The following is a 16,624-nucleotide window of genomic DNA, read 5'->3' on the forward strand; positions in this document are numbered from 1 at the left end:
AATTTGGAGTTTAATGTAAATGTCAATAATAGCTCCTGAACAGTCATGCAGAGCGCAGCGAAGCATCTCTACCGCGTAACTAACTGAGATTAGTATTGAGGTAGAGATGCTTCGCTGCGCTCTGCATGACTGTTCTTTTTGCCTATGTTCGGATAGGCTCTAAGCCAGAGCTATTGAATCTTATAGGTGACAGGCACCGTGAACGACACGCTCACCTCCCGGCCGTTCTGCTTGCCAGGAATGAATTTGGGCAGTGTGCGAATGGCGCGCATGGTTTCCTCATCCAAGCCTGAGCCCAGTCCTTTCACGATGGCCACGTCAACCACCTCACCCTTCGGATTCACGGTAAAACTTACGAACACGCGGCCTTCTACTCCATTGCTTAGGGCAAGGCTCGGGTATTTCACCGCTCGCTGAATAGCCGCTACAATGGCTGCGGTGCCACCGCCACCGGGCAGTTCCGGCATCTGCTCCACAAAGGTGTAAGTTCTATCTTTTACCACGTCTTCGATAACTCCATTGCCGTCTCCGGGCGTCAAGCCTTCGGGAACAGCGTCGGGCGAAGCACCGGGCTCACCGATGGATATTACCAGTCCGGAAGTCTTGCCTATCAGTTGCTCCTGGTCGGGCACTTTGGATTTCTCGGGCGCCTCAGAGTCTTTTGTCACTACCGGCGCCACGTTCTGAATGGTGGGTGGCTTGGGTGGCTGTACGGCCGGCTTTACTGCTGCGGGCGGGGGCGGCGTTATCACGATATCGGGTTTGGTGGAGACATCGATGGGTTTAATGAACACCTCGGTGACGGCGACGGGCGCCGCCTTATCCTTTAGCAACTGCGCCACCACCGGCAGCACCAGCAGCAGGGCACACAGGGCCGTCGCAATAATCAGCGCGCGGGTCATGTGGCGCTGGTAGAGGGCGCGGAGCTCATAGGCTCCGTAGTGGCGGTTGCGACCATCGAACACGATGTCGTCGAGGCTGGCCGTGGCCAGCTGAGAATTAGTCATCATAAGGCTGCGGTTTTAAGTAGGGTTAAATCGTCTTGGGTAATCTTGACCAGCGCATATTTTTTCTGGCGGGTGATGTTCATCTCATCCAGAATGTCCACCATGTCCTGGTACTTAGAATCAGCGCTCGGCTTAATGAGCACGACCAGTTCGGGCTCGCCCTGCTGCCGCTTGCGCAGAACTTCGCGGATGCCCTTCAGGGCAAAGTAGGTTGTCTTCAGCTCGGGTATCGGAACAGTTTTGTCGCTGGGCGCATTCAGCCCGGTGAAGTAGTGTACTTGGTGGTCTTTGCCCAAGATGATGGTCATGGCCTTCGACATGGGCACCTTGCTGGGCTCAGTGCTCTTCACCGGCATCTCCAGCTCCATGGTGTAGGGCTTGGCAAAGGTGGTGGTGAGCATGAAGAAGGTGAGCAGCAGAAACGCCAGGTCCACCATTGGGGTCATGTCGATGCGGGTCGACATCTTCTTCGCTCGTCGCTTGCCGGGCTTGCCTGCGCCAGCCGCATTCTGCTGGATTTCTGCCATGGTTTCTATACCGTATGAGGTGAAAGATACCCGGCTAACGCAACGCTAGATTGCCTTATTGTGAGACTATTATGCCTGAAAAATTAAATTTTATAAGCATAATAATATGCTGCTAGCATACGTTTTCTTAAGATGCCCCAAAACGCCGAGTGTCCCCCGAAGTGAGGTAGGCGTGTAATGGCACATCAGTGGGAAGCACGTCGCTGATGCGCGCCACGGGAGCTTCATCGAGCACACTCAGGCCGATAAACTGGGCATTGGGGCCACATTCCGTCAAGAAACGGTCGTAGAAACCTCCGCCGTAGCCCACGCGGTGGCCGGTCGCGTCCACGGCCAGCAGGGGCACGAGCACGGCATCAAGTATTGCGGGCGAAACTTCTGTTTCGGCAACGGCCTCCGGCTCAGGAATGCCCCAGCGGTTTTGGCGCAACGGCGTGTCGGGCGTCAGCTCGTAGTGTTTGAGCGAAGTGCCATCGGCCTGCACCACGGGCACAGCCAGGCGCACCGATAGCTTCTCAGCCCAAATGCGGTGAATGATGTGCCAAGTGTCGGGCTCCTTTTGCTTGGCCAAAGGCAAAAACAGGTGCAGCCAGCGCCACTGCGCCACCGGAAAATGTCGGAACAGCTGCTCACAAAGCTGCTCGCTGCGATGCGCTACTTCGGCTGACGAAAGGGCTTGGCGGCGGGTGAAGGCAGCACGGCGCAGGGCAGCTTTAGTCACGTTTGGCTATGCTTTGGGTCGTGCGCCAAAGGCAGCAAGCTTTTTACAATTAGTTGTCTGGCTACGATGGTGGCACCAATACCAAAAGTAGGGTCTATATCGCAACTTATCAAGTCGTTTTCTTGACGAAAAGAGATGCCATTGACTGCGTTTTGATGATTGAATCCGTCCATTTCGTTGTCAAATATCCCCCGAAGCTCAAATTCTACTAAGCAGTGCTTAATAAGCTTGAAATAACGACCAACTCTTTTATTAGTCATCTCAAACGAGTAAACTTTCAAAACGAGCGTAGGACAGCCCTCCGCATAATTGCGCTCATAGCAGAGAGATAAAATTTCCGCGTCGTGAAAGGTCGGCCAGTACCCAAAATGCTGGATGACCAACTCACCATTCTCAATGAAATCAGCTTCCATTTTTGGGTTTTCTAAGACGACTATTCCTCTTCGAGCACCGTAAACTCCAGCTTCAGTGGCTCGAAGGCCTCGAAAAGGTCCTGAATAAATTCCGGGTTGTTAATCAGGATGCTCAGCACATTTTCGCTGCGCTCCTGCAGGCCACCTCCCGGAAACAGCTTCTCCTTAAGTGCCGTGAGCTGGGTGTAAGCCGTTTCGTGCTTGGTTTCGGCCGCTTTGCTCAGGCGCTTTTCTAGGCCGGCGAGACCAGCGGCGGCTTTTTGGGCTTCGGCGGCCACCGTTTTCACCAAAGTAGGGTCGAGGCGCTGGGCCACTTCCTGCACCTGCTGGAAAGCGGCGGCCAGCGCCTGCTGCTGCGCCTTAAAGCTGATTTCTTCCTGGCCAAGGGCGGCACCTACCTGCTTCTTTAGCTCCGGCAGGGGCTTGAAAATCTCGCGCCAGGTCAGACCCAGCTTCTTAAGCTTGCCGGCATTGGCGCGGCTGATATACTCGGCCGAGTTGCGGGGGAGCACAATGGGCATGGGCACGCCAAAGGCCACAAACACCTCCTTCAACTGAAACCAGTACGCTACCTCGGCCGCGCCGCCGATGTACACGAGGTTGGGCAACAGGATTTCCTGGTACACCGGCCGCAGCACCACGTTGGGGCTGAACTGCTCGGGATGCTGCTTGGCCAAGGCCAATAGCTCGGTCTGGCTGTGGCAGCGGGCCGTGTTGCGGATGGTCACTTCCACGCAGTCGGCGCCGCTAGTGTCGGGCTCCAGTCGCTCGCGCTTGCCTTCATCCGTGATGAAAAACAGGTTGATAGGCCGCGAATACACCTGCGGCTTGTAGCCCGCGGCCGTGAGCTGCGCATTGGTGGCCTGCACGGCGCCGTTGGAAACGTGCTCGGTAATTTCCTTTTCCAGCAGTGGCACCAGCGCCTGCTTCAGACCGGGCCGGTCAGCGTCCAGGGTCACCAAGCCAAACTCCCCAAACAGTGCGTCGGCCAGCTTGCGGGTGGCTTCGGCTAAGTTTTTCGAGTCGGTGTAAGCCTTGTGAAAGGCCGCCGGCACTTCGGGTGGCAACTGACTCAGCAGCTGCTCCGCAAATCCATCCAGGGGCAGCCGGCCCACGGGCCCGCCAGGGTTAGCCGCGTCCCAGGAGTAGGTTTTGCCGAACAGCGAGAAGTGATTGATTTCGGCGAAGTCATGGTCCTCGGTGGCCATCCAGTATACCGGCACGAAGTCGTACTCTGGATAAGCCTCCTTGAGCTGGCGGGCCAATTTGATGGCCGAGACAATCTTATAAATAAAGTATAGCGGCCCGGTGAGCAAGTTGAGCTGGTGCCCGGTGGTCACGGTAAACGTAGTGGGCTCGGCTAGCAGCAGCAGGCTTTCCTCTATGGCCGGCTCGGGCGCTAGGCCGTATTGGTCGCGCAGGGCGGCTACCAGGCGCTTGCGGGCCTCGGGCGTATAAGCGGCTTTCTTCTCCTCGATTTGAGCAGCAAAGTTTTCCAGTGAGGGCCAGCGGTTGTAGAAAGGTGCCAGGGCTGGCTTCTGGGCAATGTAATCGGTTAGGAGGCCGGAGAAGGAGCCGGTTTCGGCGTAAGAAATTGTCTGAACCACGGATTCATTCGGATTAAGCGGATTTCACGGATTTTGTTGAGGGCGCAAAACCGCGTGTTTCGGCATTGATAGGACGAAGGTCGGGCTTTAACAAAAAAGGCAGCCACTCGGCTGCCTTTTGAGAACTTAAATATTGTGAAAAGGACGATAAGCATCAGTGATAATGCCAATTAGCGGCATCCACAAAATCCGATAAATCCGACCAATTCGGAAAATCCGCGGTCTAGACAAGCTTGCCGTACAGGTCGAAGTCCGTCGCTGCGGTAATCTTCACATTCGCGAAATCGCCCAGTCGCACAAACGTATCGCGCTCCACAGGCACCAGCACTTCGTTGTCAACTTCCGGGGAGTCAAACTCCGTGCGGCCCACGAAATGGCCGCTTTCCTTGCGGTCGAACAATACCTTGTAGGTCTGGCCCACGCGGGCTTCGTTCAGCTCCATCGAAATGCCCTGCTGCAGCTCCATGATGGCGTCGGCGCGCTCCTGCTTCAACTCGGCCGGTACGTCGTCGACGAGGGTATGCGAATGCGTGTTTTCCTCGTGCGAGTACGTGAAGATGCCCAGGCGCTCGAAGCGGGTTTGCTCCACGAAATCGTACATCTCGCGGAAGTCCTGCTCGGTTTCGCCGGGGTGGCCGCTGATGAGCGTGGTGCGCAGCGCAATGCCCGGCACGCGCTGCCGAATGGTATCCACCAACTCGATGGTGCGGCGCTTGGTGATGCCGCGGCGCATGGACTTGAGCATGTTGTCGGAACCGTGCTGCAGGGGCATGTCGAGGTACTTGCAGATGTTATCGCGCTCGGCCATCACATCCAGTGCATCCAGTGGAAACTGCGAAGGGTAGGCGTACTGCAGGCGAATCCAGTCGATGCCGTTCACGTCGGACAGGTTACGGAGCAAATCGGCCAGCTTGCGCTCACCATAGGCCTGTAGGCCGTAGTACGTCAGGTCCTGGGCAATGAGGATAAGCTCCTTGGTGCCCATGCCGGCCAGGCGCTTGGCTTCCTTCACCAAGTCCTCGATGGGGCGGTCTACGTGCTTGCCGCGCATCAGCGGGATGGCGCAGAACGAGCAGGGGCGGTTGCAGCCCTCAGCTATTTTAAAGTAAGCGTAGTGGCGCGGCGTGGTGATGAGGCGCTCGCCGATGAGCTCGTGCTTGTAGTCGGCGTTGAGCACCTTCAGCATCTGGGGCAGCTCCAGGGTGCCGAAGTAGGCATCTACCTGCGGGATTTCTACTTCCAGCTCGTCTTTGTAGCGCTGCGAAAGGCAACCCGTCACGTAGAGCTTGTCGAGGCGGCCGGCTTCTTTCTCATCCGCGTAGCGCAGGATGGTGTCGATGCTTTCCTGCTTGGCGTTGTCGATGAAGCCACAGGTATTGATAATAACGATGTTGGCGTCCGACTTTTCCGCTTCGTGGGTCACATCGAAGTCGTTGGCCTGGAGCTGGCCCATCAAGACTTCGCTGTCCACGATGTTCTTGGAACAGCCCAGGGTGATGACGTTTACTTTATTGGTGGTTTGATTTCTAACCTTCATGAATCACGTTTTTGTCGAAATCCGCGCTCGTTGGGCAGATTTCGTAGGGGTAGCGGGCAGCCGGGGAGGGCTGAAATAAAAGCCTGGATAAAATGCGCCGGGGGCGGGCAGTTCTTTTTGGATTACAAAATTACGAAGTAGCCAGTCCCCGCCCACCAGTGAGCGTGGCATAAACGCCGGGTACCGCCCACCGCAGCAGCGCCGCTGTGGCTACACTCACCATAATCACCAACAGCGGCAGGCCGAGGTAGGTAAGCAAATGAAGGTGAGGAACTCCATGTCCGTAGCGCAACACCAGTTCAGTGGCATAGTTCACAAACGGCACGTGCAGCATGTAAATCATAAACGAAAAGCCCGTGAGTCAGCGAAACTACCCCCAGGCCATAAACCCTCGCACCAGTTCGTTGAGCGCATACCAGGCCGGTACTCATGCAAAACAAAATAGACGCCTGTCATGCTGAGCGGAGCGAAGCATCTTATTACTGCCAAACAAATCGTTGTGGCGTGACAAGATGCGCTGCTCCGCTCAGCATGACAGGCGGCGTTAATAATTAAGGGGCGTAAAGTAGCCTGCAGGCCCTACAGCGCCTCAAACTGCCTTAGGAACCGCATATCGTTCTCGGTGAACAGCCGCAGGTCCTTTATTTGGTACTTGAGCATGGCAATGCGCTCGATGCCCATGCCCCAGGCGTAGCCCGAATATTTATCAGAATCAATCTTAGCGTTTTCGAGCACGGCGGGGTCCACCATGCCGCAGCCGCCGATTTCAACCCAGCCCGCGCCTTTACAGATGTTGCAGCCCGAGCCCTTGCAGATGAGGCAGGTGATGTCGATTTCGGCGCTGGGCTCGGTGAAGGGGAAGAAGCTGGGCCGGAAGCGGATGTCAATGTCCTGCCCAAACAGCTCCTGCACGAAGTAGTACACCGTTTGCTTGAGGTCGGCGAAGCTCACGCCTTCGTCAATGAAAATGCCTTCCACCTGGTGAAACATCATGTGGGCCCGGGCCGAAATGGCCTCGTTTCGGAACACGCGGCCCGGCATCACCTTCCGGATGGGCAAGGGCTCCGTTTCCATCACGCGCACCTGCACGGTGCTGGTGTGGGTGCGCAGCAAGTGGGGCTGGGTGCCGGCTTCGGCGCCTGCAGCAGGAGCTACAAAAAACGTGTCCTGCATGTCGCGGGCCGGGTGGTTTTCGGGGAAGTTGAGGGCCGTGAAATTGTGCCAGTCGTCCTCAATCTCTGGGCCCTCGGCAATGGCAAAGCCAATGCGGGCGAACACGCGCATCATTTCTTCGCGCACCAAACTCAGCGGGTGGCGGGTGCCCAAGGCGTTGGGTACGGGCGGGAGGGTGTAGTCGAAATCGGGGTTGGCGGGCGCGTTTTCGGCAGCCGACTCGGCGGCTTGCTGGGCTACGTCGAAGCGGGCCTGGGCCTGCTGCTTCAGGGCATTGAGCTGCTGGCCCACGGCGCGCTTTTCGTCGGCGGGCACGGTTTTGAGTTGGTCGAACAAGTCGGCCAAGCGACCTTTGCGGCCAAGGTAGCTGATGCGAAACGCATCGAGGTGGGCGGCGCTGCTTAAGTCAGCCGTCGTAATTTCGGCCGCGAGGCTTGCAATAGATTCCTGCATCATAGGCACAAAGTTAGGGCACTAGGCGTACCCTGCCCGAACGTTTAGCGTATGCATTCGGAACTTATCTGCCACGCTTCGTCTTCAACGGACTCTAACCTACCTCGGCATAAATTACTCTGATATTATGAAACGCACGCTGCTTTCGTTGTTCTTAACCGTAGCCGTGGCTACTGGTGCCTCAGCCCAAGCCGGTTGGGGTTCCGACGATTCCTGGGGGGCTCCCAAAAAGAGCTCTACCAAGAAAACCACTACTACCAAAGCTGCTACCAGCGGCCAGACCCGCGCCCCCGGCAATCAGGCCACTCCGCAAAACGACGGCCGCACCGTGTCGCCCTACCCCAGCGCCCCGGCCCAGCCCGATGTGAACCCCGGCAATACGGCTTCTACGCCCCCCGACAATAGCTTCGTGCCCGGCCCTACCAGCGGCGGAAACGGCAATGGCGGCAATGACCGGGCTGGCATGTCGGCCGCTCCCGGCATGCCGGTGATGCTGCAAAGCGGCCGTAGCGTAATGGCCAACGACGCCGCAGCTGCCCGCGAGCGTCGCCTCAACCGCATGAATAAACTCAACCGTCCCGCCGCGGTTCCGACCCAAGTAAATGGTGGCGACATGACGGGTGCTAGCCAAGCTACTGGTGCCGGCAACGGCGCTGTTGCGCCCCGCACAGGGGCTACTGGTGCCGATGCGATGAGTGCTCCTGCCGCCGGTGCTGCTGCTCCGAGCGCGGCCCCCACGGCTCCCGCCGCCGGCACCAGCAACAAAACGGCTCCTGCCAAAACCAAGAAAAAAGCTCCTGCCGCCCCCTCGGGCTGGTAAGCTAACTGCCCCGAGCTACCAACAGCTGCTAGGTGCCTACACGGCCCGGAAACCCCAGATAAAAGTGGGTTTCCGGGCCGTTTTGCGTGTTTTTAGAGGGCTAAGAGGGTTTCGGCACGGTTTTCGTTTTTGGGATAAGTATCCACTCACTTATCCGTTTTCCAGCTATGTTTCGTTCCGTAATTACCCTCGCCCTATCGGTGTTTTTGGTAGCTGAAGCCAGTGCCCAGACCGCTCCTGCAGCCACCACCAAATCGACCGCTAAAACCACCGTTAAGTCGGCCAACGCTTCGGCGCGCGCCGCCAAGAAGGCTCGGAAAGTAGCTGTGAAATCGGCCCCCACTACGCCCGTTATCAACGATGGCTGGCCGGCCCTGGAAGAATCGCAAACGGCTGTTGCCTCCACCGCCACAACTGCCGATGAGGGCTGGAACTACGGAAACGCCGGGGCGTCTACTTCGCGCGGCGAGCTCGACAACGCCAATGTTTATGCTGCGCCTGGCATGCCCGTGCACATCCGCACCAGCAAGGTGCCCGTGCCCTACAGCGTGCGCCCGCCCCGCAAGCCCGCCGCTACCAGCGCCCAAACTACCCTCGGCAATTAGTCAATACCGGTCCGGCCGTGCACCGGGCTCAACGAGTATCTACCCCTTTTCATCGGCTTTTATTATAAGCTCGACCACCCCCACTGGTGAATGCGCGTATGATAAAAGCCGATGAGATTTTGGCCCGGTTTAAACAAGCTGTGGCTGTCTTTTTCACCATTCACAATACAGGGTTTTGTCCTGTTCTTCAAAAACCTATGCTATGATACGTTACTTCTTTGCTTCCCTTGTACTGTTCAGCCTGACCTTGGCTGATGCTAATGCGCAAACCAAGCCCCGTGCCGCGCGCAAAAAAATCGCGCCGTACTCGAGCCGCATGGCCCCCAAGCCTGCGGTAAAAATCAATCCGCACACGGGCAAGCCCTACGGTGCCGGCGTACCGCAGGACATGAAGGATGGCACCGCATACCTGGCTCCCGGCGTACCCATGCGCAAGCAGGAAGGCTACCGCGCCAACGGCGGCTACAACGACAACCGTGCCCGTCGCCCCGCCACGCCTAAGTCCGTCAATAGCTCGCTGAGCCGCGATAGCCAGGCTCCCGCCAAGCGCAAGTAAGCAGCGGCCCGTCCGAGCAGCAAAAAGCCCGTTGTGCTCAGCACAACGGGCTTTTTGCTGCTCGGACGGGCTTGGTTCAGGCCCGGCTTAGGCAGCAGCTATACTGCTTCGTAGTATAAGGTGCTGCAGTTCTCGGGCCGTAGCACCAACTGCGCGGCACTGCGCACATCGGCCACGGTCACGGCCTGAATGCGGCGGCTCTCGTCGTTCACTAGGTTGGCATCGCCCTGCAGCTTGCTATACGCCAGATTCAGCGCCCGGTTCAGCAAGTCGATTTCGCCGAAAACCAGGCTGCTCTCGGCCTGGTTTTTTACTTTTTCCAGCTCCTGGGCGTCCACGTCTTCTTGCACAAACTCGGAGACAATGGCCTCCACGGCGGCATCGGCCTCTTGCAAGTTCACCCCCGCATTCAGCTTGCCGCTGATGACGAGCAATCCGGGGTCGAGAGAGCCTGTGGGAGAAGCCGAAATGTTATTGAACAGGGCCAGTTCTTTCACTAGGCGCTGGTGCAGGCGCGCCGATTTCCCCCGGCCTAGTACGTCGCTCAGCAAATCCACGGCGTGGTAGCGCTCGTCGGAGCGGGCGGGCATGTGGTAGGCTTTGTACAAAGCACTCAGCGGCACGGGCGCCGAAGTGCGCAGGTGGCGGGGCTCCTGCTGGGCGGGCTCGACGGGGAGCTGGCGCTTATAGGCCGGCCCACCGGGAATGGGGCCGAACCACTTCTCAGCCAGGCGTCGAACTTCGGCAGTGCTCACGGCACCGGCCACTACCAGAATAGCGTTTTGGGGCGCGTAGTGCTTTTGGAAAAACCCGCGCACGTCGTCCATTACCGCGTTTTCGATGTGTGAAATCTCCTTCCCGATGGTGTTCCACTGGTAGGGATGGGTTTGGTAGGCGAGGGGCTTTAGCTTGAGCCACACGTCGCCGTAGGGCTGGTTGAGGTAGTTCTGCTTGAATTCTTCGACCACTACTTTGCGCTGCACTTCCAGCCCATTTTCGGAGAAAGCCAGGTTCAGCATCCGGTCGCTCTCCAGCCAGAAGCCGGTTTCGAGGTTGGCGGCCGGCAGCGAGAGATAGTAGTTGGTGATGTCGGAGCTGGTGAAGGCATTGTTTTCGCCTCCCACGCGCTGCAGCGGCTCGTCGTAACTAGGAATATTTACCGAGCCCGAGAACATGAGGTGCTCAAACAAGTGTGCGAAGCCGGTGTGCTCAGCGTCCTCATCGCGCGACCCCACGTCGTACATCACGTTGAGAACCGCCATGGGGGTCGAGAAATCTTCGTGTACGATGCAGCGCAGGCCGTTATCGAGGGTGAATTCCTGGAAATGAATCATTACAAAGTCTGGTTGAGAATATCCGCTGGAGCAAACTTAACAGCCCAGGCCCCAAAAAGGTGTACGCAATAAGAGGCCGGCTTGCTTACTATCTTACCGTATGCAAACCTCTCTTCTCTGCGATGTTCTCATCATCGGGGCCGGCCTCTCGGGCCTGGTAGCCGCGGCCGAAGCCACCGCCGCGGGCAAAAAGGTGCTTGTGCTCGACCAGGAGCCCGAGCAGAACCTTGGCGGTCAGGCGTTCTGGTCATTTGGCGGACTCTTTCTGGTGAACTCGCCCGAGCAGCGCCGCTTAGGTATTCGCGACAACGTCGACTTGGCCTGGCACGATTGGCAAGCCACCGCCGGCTTCGACCGTCCCGAGGACGCTTGGCCGCGCCGCTGGGCCGACGCCTACGTGCAGTGGGCCGCAGGCGAGAAACGAAGTTGGCTCCGCGAGCGGGGTATTCGGTTCTTCCCCATCGTGGGCTGGGCCGAGCGGGGTGGGGCAGGGGCCAGCGGCTCCGGCAACTCCGTGCCACGCTTCCACGTGACCTGGGGCACCGGGCCGGGCGTGGTGGCGCCCTTCATTACTCAGGCCCGCACTGCGGAGGCCAAGGGCCTGCTAGGCTTCAAATTTCGCCACCGGGTGAACGAGCTGGTGTTAACTAACGGTGCCGTGACCGGCGTGCGTGGCGAAATATTGGAAGCCAGCGACGCTGCCCGCGGCGTCTCCAGCAGCCGCACGGTGGTGAGCGACTTCGAGTTGAGCGCTGGAGCAGTTATCGTGACGGCGGGCGGCATTGGCGGCAACCACGAGCTGGTGCGCCGCAACTGGCCTGCCCGGCTGGGCGCGGCCCCGGCCCACATGATTTCGGGCGTGCCGGCCCACGTCGATGGCCGCATGCTGGGCATCACCGAAGCCGTGGGTGGCCAGCTGATAAACTCCGACCGTATGTGGCACTACACCGAGGGAATCCAGAACTGGAACCCCATCTGGCCCATGCACGGCATCCGCATTCTGCCGGGGCCGTCGTCGCTGTGGTTCGATGCTCGAGGGCAGCGCCTGCCCGCGCCACTGTTTCCGGGGTTCGACACGCTGGGCACGCTGGCTCACATTCAGAAAACGGGCTACGACTACACGTGGTTTGTGCTCACCCAAAAGATTATCGAGAAAGAGTTTGCCCTATCGGGCTCCGAGCAAAACCCCGACCTTACCAACAAAAGCATTGTTCAAACGCTGGGCCGGGTACGCGGGGGTGGCACCCCGCCGCTGCGGGCCTTCATCGAAAAAGGAGCCGACTTTGTGGTGCGCCACAGCCTGCCTGACCTAGTGCGCGGCATGAACGCTCTCACCCCCGAGCCGCTGCTGAACTTGGCCACGCTGCAAGCCGAAATCGAAAGCCGTGACCGGCAGCTCCTCAACCCCTTCGGCAAAGACCAACAACTCACGGCCCTGCGCGGCGCTCGCAAGTACCTCGGCGACCGCCTCATTCGCACGGCCAAGCCCCACGCCCTGCTCGACCCGGCCAACGGTCCGCTCATGGCGGTGCGCCTGCACATCATCACCCGCAAAACCCTCGGCGGCCTGCACACCGACTTGGAAGGCCGGGTGCTGAACGCGGCTGGCCAGCCCCTGCCGGGGCTATTCGCGGCCGGCGAGGTGGCTGGCTTCGGTGGGGGCGGCATGCATGGCTACCGGGCCCTTGAAGGCACGTTTCTGGGCGGCTGTATTTTCTCGGGCCGGGCGGCAGGGCGAGCGGCGGCAGGCAATGTTTAAGTAGAGGTTAATTAAAAATAATAATTAGAGGTTGCTATGTACTTTCGCCCGGGGCCGTCCTAACCCTTTCTTCTGCCACGCTATGCACAACATCTTACGCGCTGCCACCCAGCTAAAACGGACAGGTTTCTTGCTGCTGCTCCCGCTGCTCATGAGTTGCGAAGACTCGCTCGACAACCTGTATCCGACAGTACAGCCCGTGCAGGTGCCCGCCGCCACCCAAGCCGGCCTGAACACCTTCGGCTGCCGCGTAAACGACCAGGTGTGGGAGGCCAACAATGCCAGCACCCTCGCCGGCAAGGTGATAACGCCCACCGCCCGCTACCATAACGGCGAGCTGCGCCTCGATGCCTTTCGGCGCCTGCAGGTAGTCGGGCCGGTTACCAACTTTCATTTCCGCCTCAGCCGCGTGACCGGACCAGGAGTGTACGAGTTGGGCGTAGCCGAGGCAGGCAATTTCGCAGAGCTCAAAGCGGCCAACGGCCTCATGGATTACGTCAGTGACAGCCAGCACACGGGCACGCTCACCATCACCCGCCTCGATACCACCGGGGCGCAGCCTTTTGTTGCAGGCCATTTTGAACTGCAGGCTGCACCGCGCCACGGCGCTAGGCGCTCGGCCGAGCTGCCCGCCGAATTGCAGGTAGCCGAAGGCCGTTTCGATATTCAGCTGAGCCACTAGGAACGGAGCAAGCGGAGCCCTGTTACCTTTGTCGGGTTCCTCCGTTTCTTGCCTCCCACCCATGACTCCAGTTGCCACTGCGCTCCATTTCGACCGCCTCGACCATTCCAACGAGACCCTCCTGCACCTCTACCAGCACCTGCTGCGGCCGCGGCTGATTGAGGAAAAAATGCTGATTTTGCTGCGCCAGGGCAAGATAAGCAAGTGGTTTTCGGGCATTGGGCAGGAGGCCATTTCGGTGGGCAGCACCCTGGCCCTGGAGCCCGACGAATACATTTTGCCGCTGCACCGCAACTTGGGCGTGTTCACGGGGCGCGAGGTGCCGCTGGGGCGGCTGTTTGCACAGTGGCAGGGCAAGCGCACGGGCTTCACCAAGGGGCGCGACCGCAGCTTCCACTTCGGCAGCAACGAGCACCACATCGTAGGCATGATTTCGCACCTTGGGCCGCAACTGGCCGTAGCCGGCGGCATTGCCCTGGCCGACGTGCTCGACCAAAAGCCCAAAGTGACCCTGACTTACAGCGGCGACGGTGGCGCCAGCGAAGGCGACTTCCACGAGGCCCTAAACGTGGCCGCCGTATGGCAGCTGCCGGTCATTTTCGTGATTGAAAACAACGGCTACGGCCTTAGCACGCCCAGCAACGAGCAGTTCCGCTTCAAGTCCTTCGTCGACAAAGGCCCGGCCTACGGCATGGAAGCCGTGCAGGTCGACGGCAACAACGTGCTGGAAGTGTACACCACCGTCAAGCGCTTGGCCGAAGACCTCCGCCAAAACCCGCGCCCCGTGCTGGTTGAAGCCCTCACGTTCCGGATGCGCGGCCACGAAGAAGCCAGCGGCACCAAGTACGTGCCCCAGTCCCTGATGGAAGAGTGGGCCGCTAAAGACCCGGTGGAAAACTACGAGAAGTGGTTGTTGGAGGAAGGCATCCTGACCGAAACCGCCAAGCACGGCATCCGCGAGAAAATCAAGGCCGCCATCGAAGCTGGCTTGCAGGAAGCCGACGCCATGCCCATGCCCACGGCCGACGTGCAGGAGGAAATTGCCGACATGTACCAGCCCTTCGAGGCGCCGAAAAACGATGCACCGGCCAACGGGCCTGCCCCCGAAAAGCGCTTTATCGACGCTATTTCCGAGGGCCTGCGCCAAAGCATGGAGCGCTACCCCGACCTCGTGCTCATGGGCCAGGACATTGCCGACTACGGCGGGGTGTTCAAAATCACGGAGGGCTTCGTGGCCGAGTTTGGCAAGGCGCGGGTCCGCAACACCCCCCTGTGCGAGTCGGCCATCGTGGGCGCGGGTCTGGGCCTGAGCATCAAGGGCAAGAAAAGCATGGTCGAAATGCAATTTGCCGACTTTGTAACCTGTGGCTTCAACCAGATTGTAAACAACCTCGCCAAAAGCCACTACCGGTGGGGCCAGAACGCTGATGTGGTGGTGCGCATGCCCACTGGTGCCGGCAGCGCCGCCGGCCCCTTCCACAGCCAGAGCAACGAGGCGTGGTTTACGCACGTGCCCGGCCTGAAAGTTGTGTACCCCAGCAACCCGCACGACGCCAAGGGCCTGCTCTGCGCGGCCATCGAAGACCCTAACCCGGTGATGTATTTCGAGCATAAGATGCTCTACCGCAGCCTGAGTGGCCCCGTGCCCGAGGCCTATTACACAACGCCCATCGGCAAAGCTGCGCTGGCGGCCGAAGGCGACGAGTTGAGCATCATTACCTACGGCATGGGCGTGCGCTGGGCCCTGCAGGTGTGCGAAGACTTGAAGGTGTCGGCCGACATCCTCGACCTGCGCACCCTGCTGCCCTGGGACCAGGAGGCCGTGCGCCAAACCGTAGGGAAAAACGGCCGTGTGCTCGTGCTGCACGAAGACACCCTGACCGGCGGCATCGGCGGCGAAATCGCGGCTTGGATTGGCGAAAACTGCTTCGAGCACCTCGACGCCCCCGTGCGCCGCGTGGCTTCGCTGGACACCGCCATTCCCTTTGCGCCACCCTTGGAGGCTGCCTTCCTACCCCAGCAGCGCCTCCGCGAGCAAGTGGAAGCGCTGCGCAACTACTAGAGTGCTTTGAGGTAGCAAAAGAATTTGTCAGAACAGTGTAGAGACGCCACACCCAGCGTCTCTTCGTTGAACGATGCATGTGTATCAACGGCGCGGACGCCGAGACGCCAGGTGTGGTGTCTCTACACCGCTTTAATGGCGGAAGACAACTAGCGCAAACAGCTTTTTATCTACTGCCAAGCCCTGGTCCGGTCCGTTAGCAAGCTCGCAGGCAGAAGCCGAAAAAGTATGACAGCTTTGGTTTAACGAAGCAATAAAAACGCCACTGCTTGGCAGTAGATGCCTGAGCTCAACGGCGCAATTGGATTTAGGCGGTAACCAGTCACGATGGGTTGGCGCGGTTTTCGCGCTTACTTTCACGTATCTTTCTCTCGTTTATTTTTCTAACTCTGCGCGCTATACGGTGATATACTGTCTACCTTCTATTACAATTCGTTCGGTATTAGGCTTGCTGCTGCTTATTGTACTGGGCAGCTGTAGCATTTTTCGGCCCTACCGCCTTCCCACGCCCAAACCCTCGCCCGAATTCAAGGCCCAGCAAAAAGCCGCAGTGGCTGCGCGCAAAAAAAACGAGCCCCCTAATTTCCTCAACAAGCGAGCCCGGGCCAAAGAAGAAGCCGCCACCGACGTTTCCACTCCCACCGGGGGCGCCATAAAAGCTCCACCCACTACGCCTGAAGCCCGTACACTCCCCGAGCGCTCCACAATTCGCTACGATAAAAACGGGCTGATGAAAAAGCCCAAACTGATGCGTCGGCGCATCAACAAGCCTGCTCCCAAGCCTTTTCGCCCCTGGAAGGCAATTCGTCACTTCTTCAAATTCATTAAGCATGGCAAACCCAACTACAGCCCCGACCATCGGCCTGCTCCCAAGCAACCTGTGGAGCCCACTGCCATGCCCGACCCCACTCCCGGTGCTACCCCGGCAGGTAAGTCGTAGCCTACGGCTGGGCCTGCTGCTGGCGCTGGCGCTGTTGCTAAGCAGCCAAGTAGCCACGGCTCAAATTGTGCACGAGAAGACCGCCAAGCACAAGGCTGCCACCCGGCGGGCCTTGCGCGATGCAAAGCGCACCGACGCGCCCTACAAGGATAGCCACCTCGGGGTTACGGCTGCTCGCCTCAAGCGTGGCCAGAGCGACCCGCCCAAACTTCAGCCTTACGACGAGCTCGACAACGAAGTCGATTACGAGCCAGAGCCGGTGGTCCAGGCAAAAAAGTCCGGCTTTCTGGGTCTGCGCCTTGGTAAAAAAAGCCTCAGCCCGGCAAAACCACGGCAGTTGGGAAAAAATGAATGATGCCAGGGGAATCAACTGTTGTAAAACAGTTGTAGTGCAAGTGCTACTGTTTCCCGTAGTACCAATGCTAACC

Annotated in this window: 17 protein-coding genes; 8 read left to right on the forward strand and 9 right to left on the reverse strand. The window is 59.0% G+C overall.

The window, feature by feature from the left end:
- Positions 1–170: 170 nt before the first annotated feature.
- The 8 genes from ACP7AJ_RS11700 to pheS all read right to left on the reverse strand — a co-directional run bounded on the left by ACP7AJ_RS11700 (position 171) and on the right by pheS (position 7,441).
- Complete coding sequence (locus ACP7AJ_RS11700) at positions 171–1,010, reverse strand: energy transducer TonB (RefSeq protein WP_426060387.1); 840 nt, start codon at positions 1,008–1,010, stop codon at positions 171–173.
- Positions 1,007–1,534: an ExbD/TolR family protein gene (locus ACP7AJ_RS11705; protein WP_426060388.1), complete on the reverse strand. Its 528-nt coding sequence runs from the start codon at positions 1,532–1,534 to the stop codon at positions 1,007–1,009. The genes ACP7AJ_RS11700 and ACP7AJ_RS11705 overlap by 4 nt, the downstream gene beginning before the upstream one ends.
- Positions 1,535–1,661: 127 nt before the next feature.
- Positions 1,662–2,255: a 5-formyltetrahydrofolate cyclo-ligase gene (locus ACP7AJ_RS11710; protein WP_426060389.1), complete on the reverse strand. Its 594-nt coding sequence runs from the start codon at positions 2,253–2,255 to the stop codon at positions 1,662–1,664.
- Entirely contained in the window at positions 2,252–2,668 is a 417-nt protein-coding gene (locus ACP7AJ_RS11715) for an Imm50 family immunity protein (RefSeq protein WP_426060390.1), read from the reverse strand. Before ACP7AJ_RS11715 ends, ACP7AJ_RS11710 begins: the two co-directional genes overlap by 4 nt.
- A 20-nt stretch (positions 2,669–2,688) precedes the next feature.
- Entirely contained in the window at positions 2,689–4,275 is a 1,587-nt protein-coding gene (gene bshC, locus ACP7AJ_RS11720; RefSeq protein ID WP_426060391.1) for a bacillithiol biosynthesis cysteine-adding enzyme BshC, read from the reverse strand.
- Between the two features lie 223 nt (positions 4,276–4,498).
- Positions 4,499–5,812 carry a 30S ribosomal protein S12 methylthiotransferase RimO gene (rimO, locus tag ACP7AJ_RS11725; RefSeq protein ID WP_092670507.1) on the reverse strand — a complete coding sequence of 438 codons (1,314 nt, stop codon included), beginning with the start codon at positions 5,810–5,812 and terminating at the stop codon, positions 4,499–4,501.
- A gap of 130 nt (positions 5,813–5,942) precedes the next feature.
- Positions 5,943–6,155, reverse strand: a complete 213-nt coding sequence (locus tag ACP7AJ_RS11730; protein ID WP_426060392.1) for a hypothetical protein — start codon at positions 6,153–6,155, stop codon at positions 5,943–5,945.
- 236 nt (positions 6,156–6,391) lie between these two features.
- On the reverse strand, positions 6,392–7,441 hold the full coding sequence (gene pheS / locus ACP7AJ_RS11735) for a phenylalanine--tRNA ligase subunit alpha (protein ID WP_426060393.1): 1,050 nt from the start codon (positions 7,439–7,441) through the stop codon (positions 6,392–6,394).
- Between the two features lie 124 nt (positions 7,442–7,565).
- On the opposite strand from pheS, the gene ACP7AJ_RS11740 reads away from it, so the two are divergent.
- The 3 genes from ACP7AJ_RS11740 (at position 7,566) to ACP7AJ_RS11750 (ending at position 9,419) form a co-directional block, all read left to right on the forward strand.
- Positions 7,566–8,258: a hypothetical protein gene (locus ACP7AJ_RS11740; RefSeq protein WP_426060394.1), complete on the forward strand. Its 693-nt coding sequence runs from the start codon at positions 7,566–7,568 to the stop codon at positions 8,256–8,258.
- A 167-nt stretch (positions 8,259–8,425) separates the two neighbouring features.
- Positions 8,426–8,863, forward strand: coding sequence for a hypothetical protein (locus ACP7AJ_RS11745; protein ID WP_426060395.1), 438 nt, complete (start codon positions 8,426–8,428; stop codon positions 8,861–8,863).
- Positions 8,864–9,065: 202 nt separating this feature from the next.
- Positions 9,066–9,419 carry a hypothetical protein gene (locus ACP7AJ_RS11750; protein WP_426060396.1) on the forward strand — a complete coding sequence of 118 codons (354 nt, stop codon included), beginning with the start codon at positions 9,066–9,068 and terminating at the stop codon, positions 9,417–9,419.
- 98 nt (positions 9,420–9,517) lie between these two features.
- Here the strand turns inward: ACP7AJ_RS11750 and ACP7AJ_RS11755 are convergent, their stop codons facing one another.
- Positions 9,518–10,753 (reverse strand): M16 family metallopeptidase, encoded by a 1,236-nt coding sequence (locus ACP7AJ_RS11755; protein WP_426060397.1) that lies wholly within the window; start codon positions 10,751–10,753, stop codon positions 9,518–9,520.
- Positions 10,754–10,853: 100 nt separating this feature from the next.
- Here ACP7AJ_RS11755 and ACP7AJ_RS11760 point away from each other — a divergent pair, with 100 nt between their 5' ends.
- The 5 genes from ACP7AJ_RS11760 to ACP7AJ_RS11780 all read left to right on the forward strand — a co-directional run bounded on the left by ACP7AJ_RS11760 (position 10,854) and on the right by ACP7AJ_RS11780 (position 16,551).
- On the forward strand, positions 10,854–12,512 hold the full coding sequence (locus tag ACP7AJ_RS11760) for an FAD-binding dehydrogenase (RefSeq protein WP_426060398.1): 1,659 nt from the start codon (positions 10,854–10,856) through the stop codon (positions 12,510–12,512).
- An 82-nt stretch (positions 12,513–12,594) separates the two neighbouring features.
- Positions 12,595–13,194, forward strand: a complete 600-nt coding sequence (locus ACP7AJ_RS11765; protein ID WP_426060399.1) for a hypothetical protein — start codon at positions 12,595–12,597, stop codon at positions 13,192–13,194.
- A 61-nt stretch (positions 13,195–13,255) separates the two neighbouring features.
- A complete protein-coding gene (locus tag ACP7AJ_RS11770; protein ID WP_426060400.1) occupies positions 13,256–15,256 on the forward strand; it encodes an alpha-ketoacid dehydrogenase subunit alpha/beta in 2,001 nt (666 codons plus the stop codon).
- Positions 15,257–15,704: 448 nt separating this feature from the next.
- Complete coding sequence (locus ACP7AJ_RS11775; RefSeq protein ID WP_426060401.1) at positions 15,705–16,196, forward strand: hypothetical protein; 492 nt, start codon at positions 15,705–15,707, stop codon at positions 16,194–16,196.
- Positions 16,171–16,551, forward strand: coding sequence for a hypothetical protein (locus ACP7AJ_RS11780; protein ID WP_426060402.1), 381 nt, complete (start codon positions 16,171–16,173; stop codon positions 16,549–16,551). Before ACP7AJ_RS11775 ends, ACP7AJ_RS11780 begins: the two co-directional genes overlap by 26 nt.
- Positions 16,552–16,624: the final 73 nt, after the last annotated feature.

Source organism: Hymenobacter sp. B1770 (assembly GCF_049896385.1).
Classification (GTDB): domain Bacteria; phylum Bacteroidota; class Bacteroidia; order Cytophagales; family Hymenobacteraceae; genus Hymenobacter.